The 22,034-nt window shown below is 46.7% G+C and carries 24 protein-coding genes; 12 read left to right on the top strand and 12 right to left on the bottom strand.

The features are described 5' to 3' along the window. Window positions 1-32: 32 nt before the first annotated feature. The 8 genes from pstB to DN062_RS09905 all read left to right on the top strand — a co-directional run bounded on the left by pstB (window position 33) and on the right by DN062_RS09905 (window position 6,595). The gene (gene pstB, locus DN062_RS09940) at window positions 33-881 is read left to right on the top strand and encodes a phosphate ABC transporter ATP-binding protein PstB (RefSeq protein WP_112159174.1); all 849 of its coding nucleotides are present in this window, start codon (window positions 33-35) and stop codon (window positions 879-881) included. Window positions 882-929: 48 nt separating this feature from the next. Further along, entirely contained in the window at window positions 930-1,694 is a 765-nt protein-coding gene (phoU, locus tag DN062_RS09935) for a phosphate signaling complex protein PhoU (RefSeq protein ID WP_112159173.1), read from the top strand. Between the two features lie 55 nt (window positions 1,695-1,749). Beyond that, window positions 1,750-2,286 (top strand): chorismate--pyruvate lyase family protein, encoded by a 537-nt coding sequence (locus tag DN062_RS09930; protein WP_112159172.1) that lies wholly within the window; start codon window positions 1,750-1,752, stop codon window positions 2,284-2,286. A gap of 74 nt (window positions 2,287-2,360) precedes the next feature. Further along, on the top strand, window positions 2,361-2,543 hold the full coding sequence (locus DN062_RS09925; protein WP_112159171.1) for a YgaP family membrane protein: 183 nt from the start codon (window positions 2,361-2,363) through the stop codon (window positions 2,541-2,543). 60 nt (window positions 2,544-2,603) lie between these two features. Continuing rightward, a complete protein-coding gene (gene ubiA, locus DN062_RS09920; protein WP_112159170.1) occupies window positions 2,604-3,464 on the top strand; it encodes a 4-hydroxybenzoate octaprenyltransferase in 861 nt (286 codons plus the stop codon). Between the two features lie 100 nt (window positions 3,465-3,564). Continuing rightward, window positions 3,565-4,260 carry a phosphate regulon transcriptional regulator PhoB gene (phoB, locus tag DN062_RS09915; RefSeq protein ID WP_112159169.1) on the top strand — a complete coding sequence of 232 codons (696 nt, stop codon included), beginning with the start codon at window positions 3,565-3,567 and terminating at the stop codon, window positions 4,258-4,260. A 19-nt stretch (window positions 4,261-4,279) separates the two neighbouring features. Continuing rightward, complete coding sequence (phoR, locus tag DN062_RS09910; protein ID WP_112159168.1) at window positions 4,280-5,611, top strand: phosphate regulon sensor histidine kinase PhoR; 1,332 nt, start codon at window positions 4,280-4,282, stop codon at window positions 5,609-5,611. Between the two features lie 42 nt (window positions 5,612-5,653). Beyond that, a complete protein-coding gene (locus DN062_RS09905; RefSeq protein ID WP_112159167.1) occupies window positions 5,654-6,595 on the top strand; it encodes an NADP-dependent oxidoreductase in 942 nt (313 codons plus the stop codon). Window positions 6,596-6,599: 4 nt separating this feature from the next. Here the strand turns inward: DN062_RS09905 and DN062_RS09900 are convergent, their stop codons facing one another. The 3 genes from DN062_RS09900 to DN062_RS09890 are packed head-to-tail and all read right to left on the bottom strand — an operon-like array spanning window position 6,600 to window position 7,906. After that, on the bottom strand, window positions 6,600-7,031 hold the full coding sequence (locus DN062_RS09900) for a hypothetical protein (RefSeq protein WP_112159166.1): 432 nt from the start codon (window positions 7,029-7,031) through the stop codon (window positions 6,600-6,602). Between the two features lie 12 nt (window positions 7,032-7,043). Beyond that, window positions 7,044-7,304, bottom strand: a complete 261-nt coding sequence (locus DN062_RS09895) for a hypothetical protein (protein ID WP_112159165.1) — start codon at window positions 7,302-7,304, stop codon at window positions 7,044-7,046. Next, complete coding sequence (locus tag DN062_RS09890; RefSeq protein WP_112159247.1) at window positions 7,304-7,906, bottom strand: YjaG family protein; 603 nt, start codon at window positions 7,904-7,906, stop codon at window positions 7,304-7,306. Before DN062_RS09890 ends, DN062_RS09895 begins: the two co-directional genes overlap by 1 nt. Window positions 7,907-8,096: 190 nt before the next feature. On the opposite strand from DN062_RS09890, the gene hexR reads away from it, so the two are divergent. Both hexR and DN062_RS09880 read left to right on the top strand, forming a co-directional pair. Beyond that, a complete protein-coding gene (hexR, locus tag DN062_RS09885) occupies window positions 8,097-8,987 on the top strand; it encodes a transcriptional regulator HexR (protein WP_036513452.1) in 891 nt (296 codons plus the stop codon). Between the two features lie 187 nt (window positions 8,988-9,174). Next, window positions 9,175-9,378 (top strand): PA3496 family putative envelope integrity protein, encoded by a 204-nt coding sequence (locus tag DN062_RS09880; RefSeq protein WP_036513451.1) that lies wholly within the window; start codon window positions 9,175-9,177, stop codon window positions 9,376-9,378. A gap of 274 nt (window positions 9,379-9,652) precedes the next feature. On the opposite strand, the gene DN062_RS09875 is transcribed toward DN062_RS09880, so the two are convergent. Continuing rightward, a complete protein-coding gene (locus DN062_RS09875) occupies window positions 9,653-10,555 on the bottom strand; it encodes a LysR family transcriptional regulator (RefSeq protein ID WP_112159164.1) in 903 nt (300 codons plus the stop codon). A gap of 150 nt (window positions 10,556-10,705) precedes the next feature. Between DN062_RS09875 and DN062_RS09870 the strand changes: the two genes are divergently transcribed. Continuing rightward, complete coding sequence (locus DN062_RS09870) at window positions 10,706-11,869, top strand: alpha-hydroxy acid oxidase (RefSeq protein ID WP_112159163.1); 1,164 nt, start codon at window positions 10,706-10,708, stop codon at window positions 11,867-11,869. Window positions 11,870-11,925: 56 nt separating this feature from the next. Here DN062_RS09870 and DN062_RS09865 read toward each other — a convergent pair whose 3' ends face one another. Further along, window positions 11,926-12,675 (bottom strand): glutathione S-transferase family protein, encoded by a 750-nt coding sequence (locus DN062_RS09865; protein WP_112159162.1) that lies wholly within the window; start codon window positions 12,673-12,675, stop codon window positions 11,926-11,928. A gap of 168 nt (window positions 12,676-12,843) precedes the next feature. On the opposite strand from DN062_RS09865, the gene DN062_RS09860 reads away from it, so the two are divergent. Then, on the top strand, window positions 12,844-13,959 hold the full coding sequence (locus DN062_RS09860; RefSeq protein ID WP_239995756.1) for an SLC13 family permease: 1,116 nt from the start codon (window positions 12,844-12,846) through the stop codon (window positions 13,957-13,959). 82 nt (window positions 13,960-14,041) lie between these two features. On the opposite strand, the gene DN062_RS09855 is transcribed toward DN062_RS09860, so the two are convergent. The 7 genes from DN062_RS09855 to DN062_RS09825 all read right to left on the bottom strand — a co-directional run bounded on the left by DN062_RS09855 (window position 14,042) and on the right by DN062_RS09825 (window position 22,031). Further along, complete coding sequence (locus tag DN062_RS09855; RefSeq protein ID WP_112159161.1) at window positions 14,042-14,383, bottom strand: DUF3325 domain-containing protein; 342 nt, start codon at window positions 14,381-14,383, stop codon at window positions 14,042-14,044. Beyond that, window positions 14,383-15,975: a PepSY-associated TM helix domain-containing protein gene (locus tag DN062_RS09850; protein WP_112159160.1), complete on the bottom strand. Its 1,593-nt coding sequence runs from the start codon at window positions 15,973-15,975 to the stop codon at window positions 14,383-14,385. The genes DN062_RS09855 and DN062_RS09850 overlap by 1 nt, the downstream gene beginning before the upstream one ends. Continuing rightward, entirely contained in the window at window positions 15,972-16,238 is a 267-nt protein-coding gene (locus tag DN062_RS09845; protein ID WP_205126704.1) for a DUF3649 domain-containing protein, read from the bottom strand. The genes DN062_RS09850 and DN062_RS09845 overlap by 4 nt, the downstream gene beginning before the upstream one ends. Before the next feature lie 245 nt (window positions 16,239-16,483). Beyond that, window positions 16,484-18,655, bottom strand: a complete 2,172-nt coding sequence (locus DN062_RS09840; protein WP_112159159.1) for a TonB-dependent siderophore receptor — start codon at window positions 18,653-18,655, stop codon at window positions 16,484-16,486. 149 nt (window positions 18,656-18,804) lie between these two features. Beyond that, window positions 18,805-19,728 (bottom strand): helix-turn-helix transcriptional regulator, encoded by a 924-nt coding sequence (locus DN062_RS09835; RefSeq protein ID WP_162301285.1) that lies wholly within the window; start codon window positions 19,726-19,728, stop codon window positions 18,805-18,807. Between the two features lie 273 nt (window positions 19,729-20,001). Further along, window positions 20,002-21,204 (bottom strand): chromate efflux transporter, encoded by a 1,203-nt coding sequence (gene chrA, locus DN062_RS09830; protein ID WP_112159157.1) that lies wholly within the window; start codon window positions 21,202-21,204, stop codon window positions 20,002-20,004. A 41-nt stretch (window positions 21,205-21,245) separates the two neighbouring features. Further along, window positions 21,246-22,031, bottom strand: a complete 786-nt coding sequence (locus DN062_RS09825) for an inositol monophosphatase family protein (RefSeq protein WP_112159156.1) — start codon at window positions 22,029-22,031, stop codon at window positions 21,246-21,248. Window positions 22,032-22,034 lie beyond the last annotated feature (3 nt).

Genomic DNA, 22,034 nt, shown 5'->3' with positions numbered 1-22,034 from the left:
CGATAGAACCTTTTTTTAGAGTGAGAAACGTTATGAATTCACAAGTCAACGACACACCAAGCATTGCCGTTTCTGCTAGCCAAGCACGCGGTGGTGCTCCTAGAGAAGCTCTGCGCATGCAGGATGAGAAAATTAAAATTGCGGTCAACAACCTGAACCTTTATTACGGATCAGATCAAGCGCTCAAGAATATCAACCTCACGATTCCTGAGAAGCGTGTAACAGCTTTCATCGGCCCATCTGGCTGTGGCAAGTCCACGCTATTACGTTGCTTCAACCGCATGAATGATTTGGTTGATATTTGTCGTATCGAAGGTGAAATCGTTCTTGATGGTCACAATATTTACGATCGCAAAGTAGACGTTGCCGAGTTACGTCGTAATGTCGGTATGGTGTTCCAAAAGCCAAACCCTTTCCCAAAGTCCATTTATGAAAATGTGGCTTATGGTTTACGTTTACAAGGCGTTAACTCTAAACGCGTTCTTGATGAAGTGGTTGAACGCTCGCTACGAGCCGCTGCTCTATGGGATGAAGTGAAGGATCGATTAGAAGATAATGCCTTTGGTATGTCAGGCGGACAACAACAGCGTTTAGTCATTGCACGTGCCGTTGCCATTGAGCCTGAAGTCATTCTCCTTGATGAGCCGGCATCCGCACTCGATCCAATTTCAACCTTGAAAATTGAAGAGTTGATCAACGAGTTGAAAAACGAGTACACCATTGTCATTGTTACCCATAATATGCAACAAGCCGCACGTGTTTCCGACTATACTGCATTCATGTACATGGGTGATCTAATCGAGTTTGGCGACACCGACACGCTCTTCACCAAACCAGCAAAACAACAAACTGAAGACTACATTACAGGCCGTTATGGCTAGTCAGGGTCTTGATTCTATGCCCTTATTAACGCGAAGAGGATTGTGGCCATGCCATCGGTAAATGACAATTTTTCGAAACATATTTCCAATCAGTTCAATATTGAACTTGAACAAATTCGTACCCAAATGCTGAGCATGGGCGGTATGGTAGAGCGCCAAGTTAGTGACGCTATCGATGCCTTGATCAATGGCAATGTTGAGTTGGCTGAAAAAACCCGCGAACGAGATAAGCTCGCGAACCAAATGGAAATGGATATTGATCAGCAGTGCACGAAGATTATAGCCCTGCGCCAACCCGCTGCCAGTGATTTGCGGCTTATCATCGCAATCAGCCGAGTGGCGTCTGATCTTGAGCGTATTGGTGATGAATCAGGACGCATTTCTAAGCATGCCATTGAAATTGCAAATCAGCCTTCAAGACAACCTCAAATCGGCTACCAAGAAGTTCGACATATTGGTAACTTGGTTATCGAGATGGTCCGCGATGTACTGACGGCTTTCTCTCGTGGAGACTTAGAGATGGCCTACAAGGTTGCCAAGCGCGACCGTGAGGTTGATCAAGAGTATCGCTCAGCTATACGCTCTCTCGTTACCTATATGATGGAAGACCCACGTTCTATTACAGTGGTTTTGAACGTCATGTGGATACTTAGAAGTTTAGAACGTATCGGTGACCATGCACGTAGTATCGCGATTCATCTCATCTATCAAGTGAGTGGTGAAGACGTGCGCCATAAAAGCTTGCGTGAAATTAAAGAAGCCATACACGACTCTTCTCCTGAGGACGAATCGGACAGCTATCAAAGCGAGTAATTTTTGACGGTAAAATGGTACACTCACGGTTGACTCTCTTAAGCAGTAGAATACCGTGGAAACCTACAGTCAATTGAATCATACTTTTAGAAGACGGCATTGGTTAAACGCCAATGACCGTCCTTTTTTAACCTCGCATTGGCGCAAATGGCTCTGTGATCGTGGCTCGTTAACTGAGGCATTGATTCGTGCTAGCGACAATCGATTTTCAGTCAGGCTCATCGCGCAAACGAAGTCGTATCCGACCTACGATGAAGCACTCACGTTAAAGATATCGCCTCAACAAAAAGTTCTCATCAGAGAAGTAGAGCTATTAGGCAAGCATCAGGCGTGGGTGTACGCGCGTTCAGTTGTGCCCTTATCGACCCTCAAGCACTGCCATCAAAGTCTTGAGCAGCTGGGCAACCGCTCACTTGGAACGCTGCTGTTTACCGATCCGGGTATAAGGCGCGGCGCTCTAGAGGTGTGTCAACTCTCGGCCAAGCATCAAAACTACCCCAGCCGTCGATCAATTTTTTGGATAAAGCAACAGCCGCTGCTCGTCACAGAAATATTCTTACCTCCCATGGCGCAGATTTCTCATCCTTCATAGCGGTCAATAACTCAGTTTCTATTCCAACACTTATCTATTACAATAAAGCCTAATTTAGATAAAGGAGTTATATCATGAAACTGAACGTCGGCGGAATTGATCGTATCTTACGAATTGTGATTGGCGCAGCCTTGATCCTTGCGACTTTGTTTGGCGCCCTACCTGTCTGGGGTTGGATTGGAATTGTGCCTTTACTGACTGGACTCGTCGGCTATTGTCCACTCTACCCAATCCTGGGAATTTGTACGAAAAAGTAAGACTTTATTTTGACTCAGCGCCTTAAGGCGTACAATAGCGCCTCTAAAAGGAGCTGAGTCATGAATTTTGCAAATAAAGTTTCCGTTTATATCCGTTTAATGCGTGCAGATCGGCCCATAGGCACTTGGCTGTTGTTATGGCCCACGCTTTGGGCATTATGGATCGCATCCGAAGGTGTTCCGGCTCCCCACCTCCTGATTATTTTTATTCTGGGTGTATTTTTGACCCGATCTGCTGGCTGTGTTATCAACGACTATGCGGACCGCCATATCGATGGTCATGTTAAACGCACCGCCAACCGTCCGTTAGCGACGGGTGAAGTCTCTGAAAAAGAAGCCATTTATCTGTTTATTTGCTTAATGCTGATTTCATTTTTTCTCGTGCTCTTTACCAATACCATGACGATTTTAATGTCGGTGGTGGGTATCGCACTTGCGTTCACCTATCCTTTTATGAAGCGCTACACTCATTTGCCACAAGTGGTATTAGGGGCTGCATTTGGTTGGGCGATCCCCATGGCGTTTACGGCCGTCACCGAAAGCCTACCGCTGATTGCACTGCTTCTCTATCTAGCGAAGGTACTGTGGACCGTTGCGTATGACACCCAATACGCCATGGTTGATCGTGACGATGACCTTAAAATAGGCGTTAAATCCACTGCAATTTTATTTGGCCAGCGCGATGTCCTCATCATTGCTCTGCTTCAAATCTCTGCTTTAGCGCTCTTAGTGTTTATCGGAACTGAGCTTTCGATGAGTGGATGGTATTATTCTGGCTTGATTGGTGCTGCTTTCTTTTTCGTTTACCAGTACCGCTTGATACGACATCGAGAGCGTGATCCTTGCTTTAAAGCCTTTTTGAATAATCATTTAGCTGAGTTATCCGTGCTTATCGGTATTGTTTTGCATTATGCCGCATAAGAATTAATATCTATTTTGCATAATGGCTTGGATTGTCATATATCTGTAACAGAAACGTCTTGTAATAGACGTGGTAGATTATCTGAATTGAGGCTCAACCATGTCGCTAGCAAAACGTATATTGATTGTTGATGATGAAGCACCCATCAGAGAGATGATCGCAGTCGCTCTCGAAATGGCGGGCTACGAATGCATTGAAGCTGAAAATGCTCAGCAAGCCCATGGTGCTATTTTGGATCAACAACCCGATATGGTTCTGCTGGATTGGATGATGCCGGGCATGAGTGGCATTGAGTTTGCTCGCCGCTTACGTCGCGACGAAGTGACTGCGGAAATCCCAATCATTATGCTGACCGCAAAAGCCGAAGAAGACAATAAAGTGTTAGGCTTAGAAGTCGGCGTGGACGATTACATCACCAAGCCCTTCTCACCCAGAGAATTAGTTGCTCGCCTTAAAACTGTTTTACGTCGTACAACGCCAAAAGGCATTGAAGAGCCCGTAACGGTAGATGACTTAACTCTCGATCCTGTATCTCATCGTGTATTGTCCGACTCTACTCCATTGGAACTTGGTCCGACTGAGTTTCGACTGTTACAATTTTTCATGACACACCAAGACCGAGCCTATTCGCGTGGGCAGCTATTAGACATGGTATGGGGTGGTAATGTATATGTGGAAGAGCGTACTGTAGATGTACATATTCGTAGACTCAGAAAAGCACTCGGCGAGCGCCATGATTACTTGATTCAAACCGTCCGTGGTACAGGCTATCGTTTTTCGTCTCAAGCATCTTAAGGTCAAGAAGGACGAGTAGATGTATAGATCGCGATATCTATTAATATACAGCCTGCTGTCGTTTATTGCGGTCGGTGCGGTTGTTGGCCTTCTACTTGGCTATTTTTTTGTGTGCCTTGTGATTGCGCTACTAGCATGGAGTGCTTACCAGATTTCTCATTTTGTCCGGGTAATGGAGTGGCTGAGTAAAGAAGATCTCTCCGAACCGCCACAAGCGACTGGTGCATGGGGTGATCTGCTGGACGGCCTCTATCGTTTACAAAGACGCCACCGTGACAAAGAAAAAAACCTCAGAAGCATTATTCTTCGTTTTCAACAGTCCTCTGCAGCCTTAGAAGACGCTGTGGTGATTATCGATAAAAAGGGCCACTTGGAATGGTGGAACCGATCTGCAGAGACCTTGCTTGGTTTGAGTTTTAAAGCAGATCGACACAAATCGCTTATCAACATTTTAAGAGACCCGCGCTTTGTTCGCTTCTTTAAAAAAGAGCACTACACCGAACCACTGGAACTCGCGTCTCCCTTACATCCCCAAGTGACCTTACAATACAGCATTACCCGTTTTGGTGATGGTGATCGTTTATTGGTAGCAAGGGACATCAGCCAATTAAAGCGGCTCGAGCAAACCCGACAGTTGTTTGTCGCCAATGCATCTCATGAGCTAAGAACACCCTTAACAGTTTTACGCGGTTACCTAGAAACTTTCATTGATCAAGACTTCCCAGCGGGCATTAAACGAGCACTGCTGCAAATGAGCGGTCAAACGCAACGTATGGAAACCTTGGTGAAAGATCTGTTGTTGCTGTCTCGATTAGAATCAAGCCAGCATGTCAGTGATGAATATCCGGTCAACCTTCCCTACTTACTTAAGCGAATTGTTCGTGATGCTAACCTACTCAGCGGCGAGAAATCACATCGCATTCATCTGCAATTGAACTCGAATATGGACATATTAGGTCAAGAGACAGAATTGCAAAGCGCATTTTCAAATCTCATTTTTAATGCCGTTCGCTACACTCCTCCCGAAAGTCGTCTCCACATTACTTGGTCTGTGGACACCAATGGTGGACACTTAAGCGTTAAGGACAACGGCCCGGGCATTGAGTCCTTCCATCTCCCCCGACTCACCGAACGCTTTTACCGCGTTGATGAAGGGCGATCATCAGAAACCGGAGGCACTGGACTGGGTTTATCCATCGTCAAACATGTCTTGGCTCGGCATGGTGCCAAACTTGAAATCAAAAGCAAACTGGGTGTGGGCAGTGAGTTTATCTGCCATTTCCCGGTTGATATGCTCACCGACGTAGAAATTGAAGAGCCTGAAGTAGATAATAACATCAGTCACCACTGAGTCAGTGGAGAGTTTTTAGCCAATATCTGTGGAGTACACCTGATGTTTGCAATCCGTGTTCATGCATTTGAGCCTGACAATCTAGTCTATGAAGAAACCGAGCGCCCCCAAGCAGGACCGGGTGAAGTTTTGATTCGAAATCAAGCCGCTGGCGTCAATCCTATCGATTGGAAAACCTGTTCAGGTGGCGGTGCTTCTGGCTTCATTGAACAATTTCCTTTTATTCCTGGATGGGAGTTCAGCGGTATCATCGAAGCCTGTGGTGAAGGGGTTGAAGCGTTTAACGTGGGCGATGCGGTTTTAGGTTTTATTCATTTTCCTACTCCAGCCAACACCTACGCTGAGTATTTGACAGCCCCCGCTGACCAAATCACGCTTCGTCCAGAAGGGCTGGATGCCTTAACGGCAGGAGGCTTGGGCTTAGCAGGCTTAACGGCATGGCAAGCCTTATTCGACAAAGGCGAGCTGAAGACCGGGCAAAAAGTGTTGGTCCTCGCTGGCGCTGGAGGAGTGGGCCATTTAGCGGTTCAAATAGCGGCCATTCATGAGGCTGACGTCAGTGCGACCTGTTCAACCGCCAATATCAAGTTCCTTACAAGCTTGGGTTGCCAAGAGGCAATTGACTACACGCGTGCTGATATGCGGGATTACGCAGACCAATTTGATTTAATTATTGACGGCGTAGGGGGTGATACCGCCATTAATGCCCTCATCGCGCTTAAGCCAGGTGGACGCATGGTCACCCTACCCTCTGTAACAGCGGCTCAGGTTGCCGCCGCGGCAGAAGGCACGGATGTCACCGTTGAACTGATTCGCGTAGTACCTAACGCCCAACAACTGGCATCCCTTGCCGATTTAGTGGCGCAGGGTAAGCTCAGCTTACAGCTGGCCAAGATCTTCACTTTGCCAGAAGCCGTCGCGGCTCACAAGTTGAGTGCGACGGGCAAAACTGTTGGTAAGATTATACTCAGCGTTTCGGAATAAAACCCTATTGGCTGCAGAACTGTTGTTTTTGACGCAACAGCAATCTGCAGCCTTCGCCTGCTATCTCAGCATCCCAACAGCCGTAACGCGCCCAATTTTTCTCTTCTTCCGTGGCTTTTTCATTGAATTCAGGTACTCCTGTACAGAAGTTTTCGCTCGGTTGGGCGGTTTCTAAACAGGCTTTTAGCTGAATACCTTGGTTAACTGTGCACGCGTAGGCAGAGTCTGTGCAGCTTGCATAGTCGCTTAATACACGGCTAACACAGGTGTCTTGATCCGATACTTCTCCGAGTGCCAAGCCCTTCGCTCGATATTCCTTGGTCTCTTCTGCTCGTGTTTCATTAAAGGACTCCAACCACTGTGGCGACTGCTGCCAAGCTAGGAATCCTATAACAAGTAGAAGAACAATACTGAACAGAAAAATTTTACGACGCATGAAAAGCTCGCTTTAAGACCGACGACGATACAGGCCTGCGATGGTGATCAGCAAACCCAAACAAGACAGCAACATACCACCATTGACCAGCAAAGGCTTGCGCGTCATCAATGGCACAAAGGGATGTTGTTGCGACGAGTCACAGACTGCTTTAATGTAATTCCAAGAGCCACCACTAGCCAGACAATCGTCGACCCACATCAGCTCACGAAAAAATATAAACAGCAGAACAAGACCTGGAATAATCAGCAGACACAAACCAATTCTAAGCATTACTCGCTATCACTAATACCAATGTTACTAATACCCTGATTTTCTGCCAGTGTCCGAAGACTTTGAATAAAGGCTTTATCAGGATGCTCTTGGCTCAAAATGCGCTCGAACACCTCTTCTGTAAAGGCATCTTCGTCTTGCATGAGTTCATGCGTTGAAATAAAGCGCATCAGATCGACATCTGACATCTGAGTGTCCGCTTGATTCACTTCGATAAAGGTCGCGACTGACTCATGCGATAGGCTAATCACACTCAGCACTTCGGACGCATCTTCTTCCAATATGCAGGTCAGGGTTGAGTACAATGCCACAACTGCATCATGAGCTGGCATGGCACCATACATATCAAACTCATCCAAGGATGGAATGTTGCTATCAATATGATCCAGTTGAACTTCAAAGTTCATTTTGGCGCCACCGGATAAGTGCTGCCAAACGCCATCCATGACGGTGCGAACCTTAGCGGTATCACCAAAATTCAATAATTTGGAGAAAAGCATGAAGTTGGGCAACATGCGTTCAGTAAAGGCGGCCGACACAGCGGTCAGCTGCCAAGGTTTTAGCTGATTCAATTGCTTGATGAGAGTTTGACTATCGCCCATTGAGCGCTCCGCATAATTGGCTGGTGTTGGGTCTATTGTACGTGCTTGAGTCTCGGATCTGTAGCATGAATGGCTTTTTTCACGTATTTGTCGCAAACAAATACAGACTACTGTGTAAAACGCTTCGTTCAAGCCAACTTTCATTGCTATACTAAAGCCTTGAAACCAATTGCTCCGACAGGTACCAGAGTTGAACCCCTTCAATCTTCTTAAATCGATTGCAGAGTCGCGTGAAAAACTGCGTAAATCTGAGCAAAAAGTGGCTGACTACGTGTTAGCAAACCCCAATGACGTCATTCATATGCGAATTGTGGATTTAGCTTCTGAAGCCAACGTGAGCGAACCCACCGTTGTCCGTTTTTGTCGGGCACTAAACTATGATGGGTTCCAAGACTTTAAACTGACGTTAGCGCAAGGGTTGGCGAGCAACACCAGCTTTGAAAAATTCTCGTTAGACACCAAAGATACCGTTATCGAGTTCAAACAAAAGATTTTCGACTCGATGATTGGCAACCTGATTAACATTCGTGAACAGCTTGATCCAGAAACCCTAGAAGAAGCCATCGATGCACTCGCCAAAGCCAATCGCGTCGAGTTCTATGGATTTGGTGCATCAGCACCCGTTTGCTCGGATGCCCAGCATAAGTTTTATCGACTGATGGTCTCTGCTGCCGCCTACTCCGATCCACATATGCAAACCATTTCAGCGGTGACACTGCGACAAGGCGATGTCGTCGTGGCGATTTCACAAACTGGCCGCACCAAAGATTTGCTGCATACGGTGAAGTTAGTCAGAGAGACTGGTGCAACAGTGATTACACTGTGCCCAGGCACCACCCCCTTAGCTGAGCTGGCCACGATTCCAATCCACGTGGACGTCGAAGAAGATAAGGATCTCAGCACCTTAATGTCATCACGTGTGGTTCATTTGGTCGTCATTGATATTTTAGCCGTGGGCGTGGCGATGAAACTGGGCCCTAGCTTGTTCGACCATTTGAAGACCATCAAGCGAAGCTTGCGTAGTTTACGGCAGAATGATCGTCTCCTGCCGACACGTCGTCAAAACGATTTAACAGATTAAGCCATAAAACGTCATTATTCTGTCATTTTCCCTCTATATGATCAGTCCGTAGATCAAAAATTAACCTTTTGCAATTGATATCCACCCTAAAATCGGTTAATAATTGATCTGTGACAACCTTTGGAGCCGGGCGAGGCATCCTAGGCCGAAGCCCGTGAGTCTGATAATTCAGATCGGAGTGGTCATTATGCTGATACGTAGTGAACAGGATCTATCGCCAATTCAAACGGAAGTGTTCGACCTGCTGATTGGGTACGATGTTGAGCAAACGAACATGCGTAAGAAGCTTGCTTCTAAACGCTTATTGGAGGCACGTCGAGCCATTGAAAAACGACGAGAAGAGCTGGAACTCGCCGCCTTTATCGACCAAGAAAGCTGGTTTGAAGGCTAATTGAATTTTTTGAATTTGTGAGGCAAGTAATTGGGGGCTTGCCTCATATGTTTTAAGTTATCCATTTATCAAGCAACATATTTATAAATAAATCTGCAGAGGGGGCTACACTTGTTGACGTTCTTTTGACAACGCCAATGACTCTCTTTAAAGGTAAATCAGTAATATATCGAAACGTAAGCATATTGCTTTCATTTACAGGTAAAGCAAGTCTTGGCACAACAGCAATACTGTATTCACTGCCTTTTTTATCTTATTTTCCTAGTGAAAAAATTTAGCGTCCCCAACACACAGATCGATCAAAATTAATACTTTCCTGTGCAATCGCCCGTAATTGCTGGATCAATAGACGCGAGTCATCTCGCCGCCATTGAAACGCATAGGATAAGGGTCTTAATTTTGGAAAACTCTGCAGTCTGATCAAATCGCCACGCCGAATCAAAGACTCAGCCCAAGCGGAAGGTAAAAATCCAATGGCCAATCCTTGTTGTATCATACCGGCTAAAGCACCTAAATTTTCACAAAAAAGATGTTGGGCTGGTGTCACTTGATATTGCGTTAACCAGTCATCTAAAATGCGCACTGTCCCTGCTCCTCTCGGTAAGGTTACTAAGCGCTCACTCACTAAAGACTCAGGACGCATCTCACTCTCCTGATCTTTCCGTGTTGCGGCCATCACCCACTCGAAATTTGCCTCACCTATAATATAAGAGGCAATGACACTTCGCGTTGAAGGGCCGGCAATGATCGCAAAATCCAACTCCCCCGCCTCGAGTCCTTGCTCAAGTTGCTGCCCAACCGCAACCGTGGTTTCAACACGAAGATCAGGGTGACGCTGATGAATAGTAGCAATCATCTTTGGTAGCCAGGTTAAAGACGTCAACTCACCGACACCAAAGCGACAACGACCAGATAAAGTCAGGTTTTTGTTAGCGTGTTGTTGGAACTGGTCTGCACTGCGCAAAACATTAAGCGCATAGGGCAATAGCTCCTCACCAAAGGGGGTCATCACCGCATGGCGTGCCGAGCGGGAAAACAACTCAGCGTTTAGCAGCCCTTCTAGCTCAGAAATTCGCTTTGATAAGGACGACACAGATATATTCAACCGTTTTGCAGCCACGGCGAAGTTGTTACAAGACGCCGCCCAATAAAAAGCTTCCAACTGTTTAAACGTCATATACACCTTTCACTGTTGAATAAAATCGAAATAATAGCATCAATATTATTCGCTTTTTAAAAAATTCTAGTTTTCGTAGACTGATGCTCTTGTTGTGGGTGGATAATTTCCAGCAACACTTATTATTCAGAATGTTTTGGAGATTCAGGCATGCCTCGTTCCTTACACGATTTTTTATCACTGCAAGATTTTGAATCTGCCGCTAAGCGCCAACTTCCAAAGCCACTTTATGGATACGTGTCTGGAGCCGTTGAGGATAATCAATCCTTACATGCCAATCGCCATTCGTTTACACAATATTCCTTCAAGCCACGGTTTTTAGTCGATGTGTCTAAACGTGACACGTCAATGGAGTTGTTTGGCACGCGCTACACGACACCTGTCGGAATTGCACCTATGGGTATTGCTGCCTTAACCAGCTATCGAGGCGATGTTGTCCTTGCTGAAGCGGCTAAGGCAGCTGGCGCGCTCTGCATCATGAGTGGGTCCTCACTTATCCGTCTTGAAGAAGTCATGGAAGCAGCGCCTGGAACATGGTTCCAAGCCTATTTGCCCGGCAGCCAAGAACAGATTGATGCCTTAATTCAACGCGTCGCACAGGCCAAGGTTAAAACACTGGTGATTACCGTGGATATGCCCGTCGCCGCCAATCGCGAAAATAATATTCGTTCAGGCTTTTCCACACCTCTGCGCCCGTCTCTATCTTTAGCTTGGCAAGGTATTACCCACCCTCGTTGGTTGATTAACACTTTTTTTCAAACCTTAATACGTCATGGCATGCCGCATTTTGAGAACAATTACGCCACACGTGGTGCCCCCATTATGTCTCGTAATGTATTAAGGGACTTTTCTGACCGCGGCCATTTAACCTGGGATCACATGATTCAAATTCGTAAACAATGGCGAGGCGAGATGGTAATCAAGGGTATTCTAAATGTTGAGGATGCCCTGAAAGCACAACAAATCGGGGCTGATGGCATTATTCTGTCCAACCACGGTGGGCGGCAGCTGGATGGCAGTATCGCTCCCTTAGATGTATTACCGGAGATTGCCGCTGCCACTCAAGGAATGGAGATACTGCTCGACAGCGGTGTTCGACGGGGGACAGATGTACTCAAAGCCATCGCGCTGGGTGCTAAGGGTGTCTTGATTGGACGGCCATTTAATTATGCGGCCACCATTGCCGGACACGCTGGCGTCGCTCATGCGCTTCAACTCATTATGGACGAAGTGGATCGGGATATGGGCTTGCTAGGCGTCACAGACTTGGCTCAACTCTCCAAAGAGTATCTTGCTCGACGCGAGCACTACTGAACATGTCTAACCTGTCGAGCCAACATTCACTTCCCTCGACAGGTGACTGCGCACCTTCATTGACTGTGTCTGAGTCGATGATTCGAATACATCGTTTCTAAGGGCTTCAACAAGGGCCTGTTGCTTTGCATCCACTCCTGGTAAGGCTTAACGAGATCGTGCTCTTTAGGCCAGGGTACGGGGTAGGCTTCTGGCTGAAACATTGGCGCAAATAATGCGCTGGCTGTTAAATCCGCCCGCGAAAACGCATCACCCACCAAAAAGGGATTGGATAGGAGTCGTTCGTTTATCTCCGTCAGCAATTCAAGAATGTCTTTCTCTGCTTTTGTCGCATTGTGAGCATTAATCCCCATGCGCTTCTTCATCACCGCTTCCACCTTCGAAAACATCAGCGTAAACAACCATCGCTTGTAAAACGCTTGATTTGCCGTTAATAAAGGCGTGACTTGCTTTGGCGTTTGCAGCAAGTGAAAGTAACAAAATAAACGTACAGCAGGCCCCCCAACCTCATCTAATCGCTTTTCCCAGTCAAGCACCTGCTCTTTTAATACGACATCAGACGGCATCAATGCGGGCTGCGGATAGCGCGCTTCTAAAAATTCCAATATTGCTGAGGAACCGACTAAAACCTGCTGATCAAGCTGCAGTACAGGTACTGACGTTTGATTCGTCAGCTCTTTGATTTTACCCACATGAGCACCGGGTAGAAGGTTCTCCGTTTTGTAAGTCAAGCCTTTGAAATCCAAAGCCCAACGTACCTTTTCACAGTAATGAGAAATGGGAAACTGATAAAGAATGATGGTCATATTTTGTGGCCTTTTGAAGGTTCATATTATATTTTTTACGCTTGAATAGTAACATCTCTTTTTTAAGTACACATTTATACACAATGTACCCTTATCTATTATGTGTATTCCAGTGACGATCGCTTATCACCTAATACGTAACTTACACCTTGTTGAGTCATTAATACCTTGAAACTCATACGTTATATTTATTCTCAGTTAACCGAAGATTTATTACTTCTGTCTCTGATGATCGGTTTTGTGGTGTTAATTGCCATGATGCCAGGCTACCTAAAGGATTTACCTCAACTGGTCGAGTGGAACACGATTGCCATACTGGTTGGTTTAATCATTTTAAGTCGAGGACTTGAAGACAGTGGAGCACTCACCCGTGCGGGGTTATTTTTACTCACTCACATGCATACGGAGCGAAAGTTGGCGGTCGCCATCGTCATTTTTTCGGCTTTATTGTCAGCGGTCGTAACCAATGATGTTGCGCTGTTCATTGTTGTTCCACTCACTCTTGGGCTTAATCGAGTTGCCAAAATACCAGTCGGAAAGTTAGTCATTTTCGAGGCATTGGCCGTCAATGCAGGTTCAGCCGCGAGCCCCATCGGTAATCCACAAAATCTGTACCTTTGGCAACTCAGCAATGACAGTTTTATGTCCTTTTTAACCACGATGCTGCCCATTTCTCTGTGGATGTTATTGGTTATTCTGCTACTTGCGATATTTGCTTTTAAAAATGAACGCGTTGAGTTAAACGGTTGCCACACAAGCGCTCCCCTGTTATTGCCACTCTTTTACCTCTCCTTGCTCAGCTACCCTATCTTTCTGATCTTGGTCGAGTTGAACTATGTGATGATTGGTGTCAGCGCAGTGTTGATTGTTTTTTTAGCAGGCTGGCGCAAGATTTTATGGAGCGTGGACTGGCAGATTATTCTCATCTTTATTTTGATGTTTATTGTGCTAGGTCTACTCGCCAAATTGCCTATTATGGCCGTGGTCGCTCAATATCTTATTGACCTCCCTGGGCATGAGGTCACAGCAGCGATTCTTCTCTCACAGGTGATTTCAAACGTACCCGCAACCCTTTTCCTGTCTGAATTTACTCAGGATGGATACAAGCTGGCTTGGGGAGCCAATGTCGGGGGCTTTGGGCTTGCCATAGGCTCTCTAGCGAATCTCATCGCACTGCGCTTAAGCAACCAACAAGGCCTGGGGTTACACTTCCATGCTTGGTCAATTCCAGTGTTATTGCTCAGCTCTTTGGGAGCATTTTTTTTAGCACCATGGTTCTTTTGAACTCTAACCGAAGGCTTAGCGTAGTCACACCCAACAATCGGTCATCCGGGTTTGTTGTATAGGCAAGGTGTTGGTGATCACCTCAAATAAAAACCGATACGGTACTGATCATCATTGCAGCTATCGCAAGTCCGACAACGGGCTTGGGAAAGTATGTAATTTGCATAACCAAAACAAATACAACAAGCGTCAGCACCCCAAACCAAGCCACTAGACCGATACCAACTCCCCAAAGATGAAGGCAACGCCAAAGCGACAATATTAACAACAACCCGCCTAGAGAACGCAGGGCATAGGCTATGCGAGGCTGCCAGCCTTGAATTGATGGCCATAACTGACGGCGATGCCGATCCATTATCAACGACAAAAGTGCGAAACCAGCATAAGCGAATAAAAAGGGGCTCAACTCAACAAATACCTTCATTACAGAGCCTCCAAAGAAGCTGCCGATGGATTGTGCACCGATTGCTCTCTTTCTCGTTTGGCTAGGTTATGCGTGATGAGGACCAGAGCCATAAGTGCAAAACCGATACCCAAGGCGAACATCGTTAGATCGAAACCAGCAAACACCCAATCGTTTGTCCGTAAGCTTTGTACTAAATGACGAGATGATGTCAGTGCATTCAAGACAGGCAGTAACAGAAAAGCAAACGCAGCAATCCAGCACTGTTCTATCCAAGCACGCAATCGAGGACGCGTCGCCGCATGTATCAGCATCACACCCCAGACTAAAAACATCAGATGCACCTCCCACTCCGCACGCGCTGTAAAACTCGTAGGCAATAGTCGATTGGCCCAAAAGTAAGCAGCCATTGCAACCGGAAAGCCCACGATTGTTCCGATGTTTAGACGCTCAACTAACCGCAATCCAAAAGGGTTCTGATTGCCTTGCTTTTCGGCACGTTGGCGGCGTTTGACGGCCCAAAGAATTAAGCCAGATGCCACCATCACACTTCCAAGCAACCCCGAGAAGAAATAGAGCCAACGTAACACTGAGCCTGCAAATAACCCTTCATGAAGCCCGTACAGCACGTCTCGAGAGGCTTTCGCGCCGGAGGTTAAGCGAGGGATTTCTGCGATCAAATCACCCGACACCCCATCAAATACCAATTGTTCAGTGCTTCTGAGAGGACCCTCCGCCAGATTGCTTCCAAGAATAATACGCGCAGCGGCATCGCCAGGATGATGGATTTCCACATAACTGAGTTCTCCCTCGCCCCAACGCTCAACCGCCTGCTCTATAAGGTGGGAGAAAGGTACCAAAGGCGCAGCGACTCCCTTTGCTTCAAGCACTTCTCGAGCCGGAAACGCCTCACTGATAAACTGTTGGCGCCCCTCTGCACTAGTACCGTAATACGCTGCAGCCACCAATGGCATGTAGGTAAACATCATCAGAACAAGACCTGAATAGGTAATCATCAACTGGAAAGGCAGAGTGACAACACTCACAACGTTATGCGCATCCAGCCACGAGCGCTGCCCTTTCATGGGACGAAAAGTAAAAAAGTCGGCAAATATTTTTTTATGTACGATAATCCCTGTGATTAACCCTAATAACATCAAAAACGTACCCACGCCAACAATCCAATATGCCATGCGTGTCGGTAGGTAATGAAGACGCCAGTGCATCTGATAAAGGAGCTGCCCTCCGCCTGTTTCGCGTGCAACGAGGGGTTCTGCCGTCCTAGCATCAATCTGCTCCCGGCCTCTGGCGGGATCTGAATCAGCACCTTGCCAGAAAATTTCGGGATACGGTCTGTTGCGATCGATAGGAAACCAAATCTGCCAACGACTCGCCCCTGGTGCAATCACTTCCAAACGCTCACGCGCCTGATCGGCAAAGTCATAGACATCGACTGTTTGCGCCATCGGCAGCTCTGGCTGCATCCATCGGTCTATTTCTGTGTCAAAAAAACCCGCCGTACCCGTGATGAAAATGAAAAACAGCAACCATCCAAAAACGAGCCCGACCCAAGTGTGTAACCAAGCCATGGATTGGCGAAAGAACGATTTCATTTTACGCCTCCCTGAGTTAACCAAACGGCCCAAATACTCAAGAAAACGATAGGTATGAAAAGCCCGATCCAAGCCCGAGTCGCTGTTCGTGCAGCAAACACCCAGATCACCGCCAGCGTGTAAACAGCAAAACTCAGCTGCATAGCCCAGAGCACGCCTTCAGCTCTATTGCCCGGCATAAAGGCAGCCAGAACAATAGATGCCACTAATGCCAATACATAACCACCAACAGCCGCAGCCACGACTCGGGACAGTACCGACAACCTATATCCTTTCTGTTTTTTATCATCCTGAATCTGTCTGGTCGGCCGTGATTTTACTTTGCTATACGAGTTCACTCTTCTGTCCTGCTATTTGCATTTATGTTGACCAAACAACCCCGTGAGTATTTTAATCTACTCAAATTTTACACTTTATATATAATGATTCTCATTCTAATTTTAAATAAGCCTTTTCTGCAAGCATTGACGTCATCCTCCTATGACATCAATGCTCTTATTTGTAAGACTTAGAAGCGATAACTCAAACTCAGATTCAGATTTCGCGGAGCACCCCACCAACCCTGACTGTAGAATCCAACCTGTTCGTAATAGCTTGTGTCGAACAGGTTGTTGATATTCAACTGAGCAGACAGTTGTGGGTTAAAGGTGTAACGTGCCATCACATCGGTCAATGTGTAGCTGTCTTGATGTACTCGTATTACTCCCTTTGGTCCTCTAGTGTCAGAATAAATACCACTCTGCCAACGAATACCTCCACCAATCTGGAGCTTGTTCCAATCACCTGGTAGTCGATACGTGGTAAATAATTTGACCTGCTGCTCTGGATGCAAGGTATTGATGCGTTCACCATGCATATTACGTGGCTTAGCAAGAGTATAACTGCCACTGATGTTCCAGCCATCTACGAGGGTACCGATGATTTCAGCTTCAACTCCTTCGACCTTAGCGCCTTTGGTCGGACGATAGGCTTGTGTGTCAGGCATACCATTGACGACACCACCCGGGATCGCTTCACCCAGATTGTCCTGCTCGCTTCGGAAAAGAGCAAAGTTGGCATCAAGATCATCGCCAAGTGTAGCCTTGATACCGAACTCGTAGTTTCTACCCACTATAGGATCTAGCAAAGAACCGTTTTCTGCACGACGATTCTGAGTCTGGAAGATATCGGTATAACTCAAGTAAGTGCTGAAGTTTGGTGAAAAATCGTAGACGAGACCTGCGTAAGGTGTCAGTTCATTTTTGTATTCATATTGACGTACCTCACCGTAATAAGTCTGGTCCAATTTCCAGTTACTCAAGCGGGTGCCAAGTACTAGATGGAGAGGATCTGATAATGACAGACGCGTTACAACGTAGGCACCTGTTTGGGTCAAGTGACTGTCATCTACACTACTTAATAATCCCCATTCTGGTTCTGTGACAGCTTCTCCTTTCCCATTGTAATAACGTCCAATACTGGGAGATGTACCGGATGGTAATGCAATACGCATATCTAGTTTGTCACGTGTATGAACCAGCCCAAATGCCAACTCATGGTAGCGATTTAACATCTGGAAACTGCCATCTGCAGTCAAGTGCATATCTTGGCGTGTTCGATCACCTCGATATTGAGCGAAATAAGCACCCATCCCTTCTCCTGTTGTACGATCAGGGAAACCACTTCGAAACAAATATGTCAGACCGTAGTTACCATCGTCATGGCTAAAAGCTGCACGAAGGCGCCAGTCATTGTCTAGGTAATGATTGATATCAAAAAATGCGCGGGTGGTTTCATTATAAAAGCGCGACCAGTCCGTATTATTGGATGCAGATCGCCCAAAGTTTGCCAGCCCGCCATCGGCGTAAAAGAGTGGGAATCCTGCACCCATGCCCTGTGTCTGATTGTGCTGGTACTCCAGCCCCATTGTGATATCTGTGCCACTATCCAGATAAGTGTTAATCACACCATACAAAGTGTCTTTTTCGTGTGTCAGCCCAGATACGTGTGTACCATGCTGATCATGGGCAAGAATAAGGCGTCCGGCTGTTCGCCCCTGCTGATCAAATGGACTGGATACATCTGCTGTGACGCGACGTTTGTCATGACTGCCTGTTGTGGCACTGATCTGCCCAGCAAACTCAGGCAGCGGTTTTTTACGGATGAAGTTGACGCTCGCGGATGGATCTCCAGCACCGGTCAGAAGCCCTGTCGCACCACGTACTACTTCAATACGATCATAGATCGCACTATCCCAGTCTGTATCACCAAAATTCCAAAAGCCTTGGATCGGTGTCATCAGACCATCAAACTGATAGGTACTGATGCCGTAGCCGCGTGTCGCATAAGCAAATCGGTTGCTGTCACGGCGGGTCATCGAAACCCCTGGAGCTTGATGCAGTATCTCGCCGCTGGTGGTGAGAGCCTGATCTCTGATCTGCTGACTCGTAATCACACTAACGGCTTGTGGGGTATCTTTGATAGAGAGCGGCAGGCTGGTGGCAGTAGTGCTGGGGCCCGGAGTGTAGTTATGACGCTGCTCTGACTCTGCCGATAATGTTCGACCGATGATTTCAATCGGCTCCAGCTCAAAGCGCCCCTCTGTTGCAAAGACGCTCTGATACGTTATAGCGGGTAATACCAAAAGGCTAACATAGATAAGGGCGTTCTCTGGCCTGATAAGAAAAGTCTTGCTGTTCATCTGAATGAGTTCCCATAAATCTCCTGCAGAGCAACTGTATCAGTTGAAATGGAGAAGAGCGTATCGATTTAAAATAGAATCGTTATTATTCAGATTTCATCTATTGCAAGTTGTGTGATATGACATAGTTCTTATGCAATACAACAGTTTTATCGATGCAAGCGACCTGGGGCGTATCCAAAATGGCTGCGGAATGCGGTGATAAAGTTCGATGCTTGAGTATAACCAACCCGATGGGCTACCTGCTGTACACCGTATCCCTCCAACAGCAGATCGTGAGCTTGATCAAGACGGCAACGCTTCAAATAGCTGTAGAGACTTTCTCCATAGCAAGATTTAAACTTGCTTCGTAGACTGCTAGGGCTCATCGCAGCCTGTTCCGCAAGGTCTATCATGTGAGGAGTTTGTTCAGGGCAAGCTGCCAACAAGCTCCGTATCTGTTCAAGCCGTCCTCTCTCAGATGGAGTAAGTTTTTTGATGCAAACTTCTTCACTATTCTGGTTTTCCATACCATATGCCAGTAATTGTAAACCCAGACCTTCCAGCATTAGTGAAGACAACTTTCTTTTCTGGGACTGTCTGATACCCTGTATCAAGCAGGAAGGAATTTTCCATCGTCCATATCCTTGCCCAGACCCTAGGTTAATTTTCAGATGATCGATTGCTTCGTAAGACAAACTTAAAGTGATCACATTAAGATATTGACCTGATACTTGCAGCGCTTCCAGCACAGACTCTTTGGATAACTGAAGAGTAATCGCTGTTGATTCCTGCAGCTCTATGGGTTGAGATCCAAGTTTAAGGCTAATATTACCCTGTATCATCCCGATCAAAAGCAGAGGAGCAGGATCAAGAGAAGTCGATTCATAAGTTGTGACCACATTGACAGTGGAATGAACTAGGTTCATACCTAACTCAGAGCTGAGTGAGCTGACCCTCCCTTCAAGAACTCTATTATCATACATGTCTTGTTTCTCATGGAATCGATACTCCAATGCGTACTTGTCGCCAAAACGACACAAATCATCTTCAGTAAAACACTTTTTAACAGATGCGAGAGAAACTGCGCTCATATTCATGCTGAAAGAAACTATAGCGTTAAATGTGGCGAACAACGGGCACAAAACTAGATACTGAAAAACCTAAATCATTAGGTTTTAAGAAAACCACACTATTTTAATGAAAATCATTCGCATTATTATAATATTCTAACTTAACCGTTATCAAGGTCTTTGTTAAGCGGTTCACCCTTTACATCACAATAATACACATCAATCGATATAAAATTCGCTGTATCGTATAGACAAGCCGCGTCGAGTTGCCTATTAAACGAGCGACTTTAACTTCTACACCACACCTAAGAAAGCGCCAACGACTGCCCCCCCTATCACCACCAACCAAGCAGGGCATTTCCAAAACATCAGCGCAACCAAGGCAACTAACGCCAAACCAAAGTCTTGAGGGCCTTGAATGGCGCTGGTCCAGACAGGTTGATAAAGTGCCGCGAGCAGCAATCCCACAACCCCTGCATTAATACCCAAGAGTGCTGCTTGCATCCGCACATTGCGGCGTAAGCTTTCCCAAAAAGGGAGTGCACCCAGTACTAATAGAAATGAAGGGATAAAAATAGCCAAGAGAGCAATCAAGCCGCCCCATACACCTGTCGGCCCCTCATTCATTGATGCACCTAGAAACGCAGAGAAGGTAAACAAAGGCCCTGGTACCGCTTGAGCCGCACCATACCCCGCAATAAAAGCTTCGGGATCAACCCAGCCACTGGGTACAACTTCGGCTTGCAACAAGGGCAATACCACATGACCGCCACCAAACACCAAAGCGCCTGCACGATAAAAAGAGTCCACAAGGGTAAGGGTTTGGTTCGAGTACACACTGGCCAGCAGCGGCAGCCCAAACAACAGAATGACAAAAAGGCCTAACCAGACAACCCCAGCACGCGCAGAGATCACAAGTGGCAAAGGATCATGATCCGCTTGCTCTTGAGCCTTAAACAGAAAAAGGCCCAGAATACCGGCTAAAACAATCACACCCACTTGTCCCCAGACAGAGGGAATCAGCAAGACAAAGCAGGTCGCTGCCACCATCAACGTGATGCGCTGAACATCCGGACAAAGGCTACGTGCCATCCCCCAGACGGCCTGAGCCACGACAGCAACGGCAACCACTTTTAACCCCTGCAAGACGCCCTGCGGCATCGCCTCTCCATAGCTGGCGATACCCAACGCAAATAGAATCAGAGCCAGGGCTGAAGGCAAGGTAAAACCCGTCCAAGCCGCCACTGCGCCGGTATACCCCGCCCTAGATAAGCCGATGGCAATGCCAACCTGACTGCTAGCAGGTCCTGGCAAAAACTGGCACAAGGCAACTAAGTCCGCATAGCTTCGCTCAGACAACCATTGTCTTCGGGTCACAAACTCCTCTCGAAAATAACCAAGATGAGCAATCGGCCCGCCAAACGAGGTTAACCCCAATCGAAGAAAAATCAGAAAAACAGACCAAGCGCTCTGATTTGTTTCGTGAGTTTCGCGCATACAGACTCCTTGAACCTTATAAAATCAATCAGGCTAACTGATTATAGAGACACTTTTTTGACATCGAAATAGTTTGACAGGCGCTGCCAAACGCCGCTAGCCGCAACCCAAAGGGTATTCCCTTCGTATAGTCCATTATTTGCCATAAAGTCATTGCTTGCAGCACCGGCTTCCTGACAAATCAATAACCCCGCTAAGGCATCCCAACTATTCAAATGGGCTTCAAAATACCCATGTACCTGTCCAGATGCCACGTGGCACAGCATTAAAGCGCCAGCACCAAAGCGACGATATTCGATATTTTCTTCAATAATCAGGTGCTCAAGCGTGTTTAAATAGTGATTCAGTGGATGACGATTTGAGCGCCCAAGCCCGACTACCACGCGCTCAGGCAGTGGCTCCACAATCTTGAGTGTTGCTCCATTTAGAGTCGCTCCTTTGCCTTTCTGAGCAATAAACAGTTCATCCCGGTCAGGCGCATACACGATGCCCAATTGGATAACATTCTTCACAACATACGCCACCGAGATACACCAATAGTCCATGCCCAGCGTAAAGTTGGTGGTGCCATCAATCGGATCGATCACCCAAATACCGTCTTTTCCCTCTTTTACACCGCTTTCTTCGCCTAAAAAGCCAGAGTTTGGAAACGCTTGCGCCAAGTAGTTTTGCAGCGCGTTTTCAACAAGAATATCGGCTTGTGAGACAAAATCCTGATCAGCCTTAGTGGTGATGTTTAGACCCTCATCACGGATCACCTGAGCTTGCTGACCGATTTCAACAATTGTGTCTATAATGTTTTGTAAGGTTTCGGCTTCGATCCGCATAGA

The organism is Nitrincola tibetensis (genome assembly GCF_003284585.1).
Lineage (GTDB): Bacteria > Pseudomonadota > Gammaproteobacteria > Pseudomonadales > Balneatricaceae > Nitrincola > Nitrincola tibetensis.
Note: the sequence above shows the minus strand (reverse complement) of the source record. Positions and strands in the feature narration are given on the sequence as shown.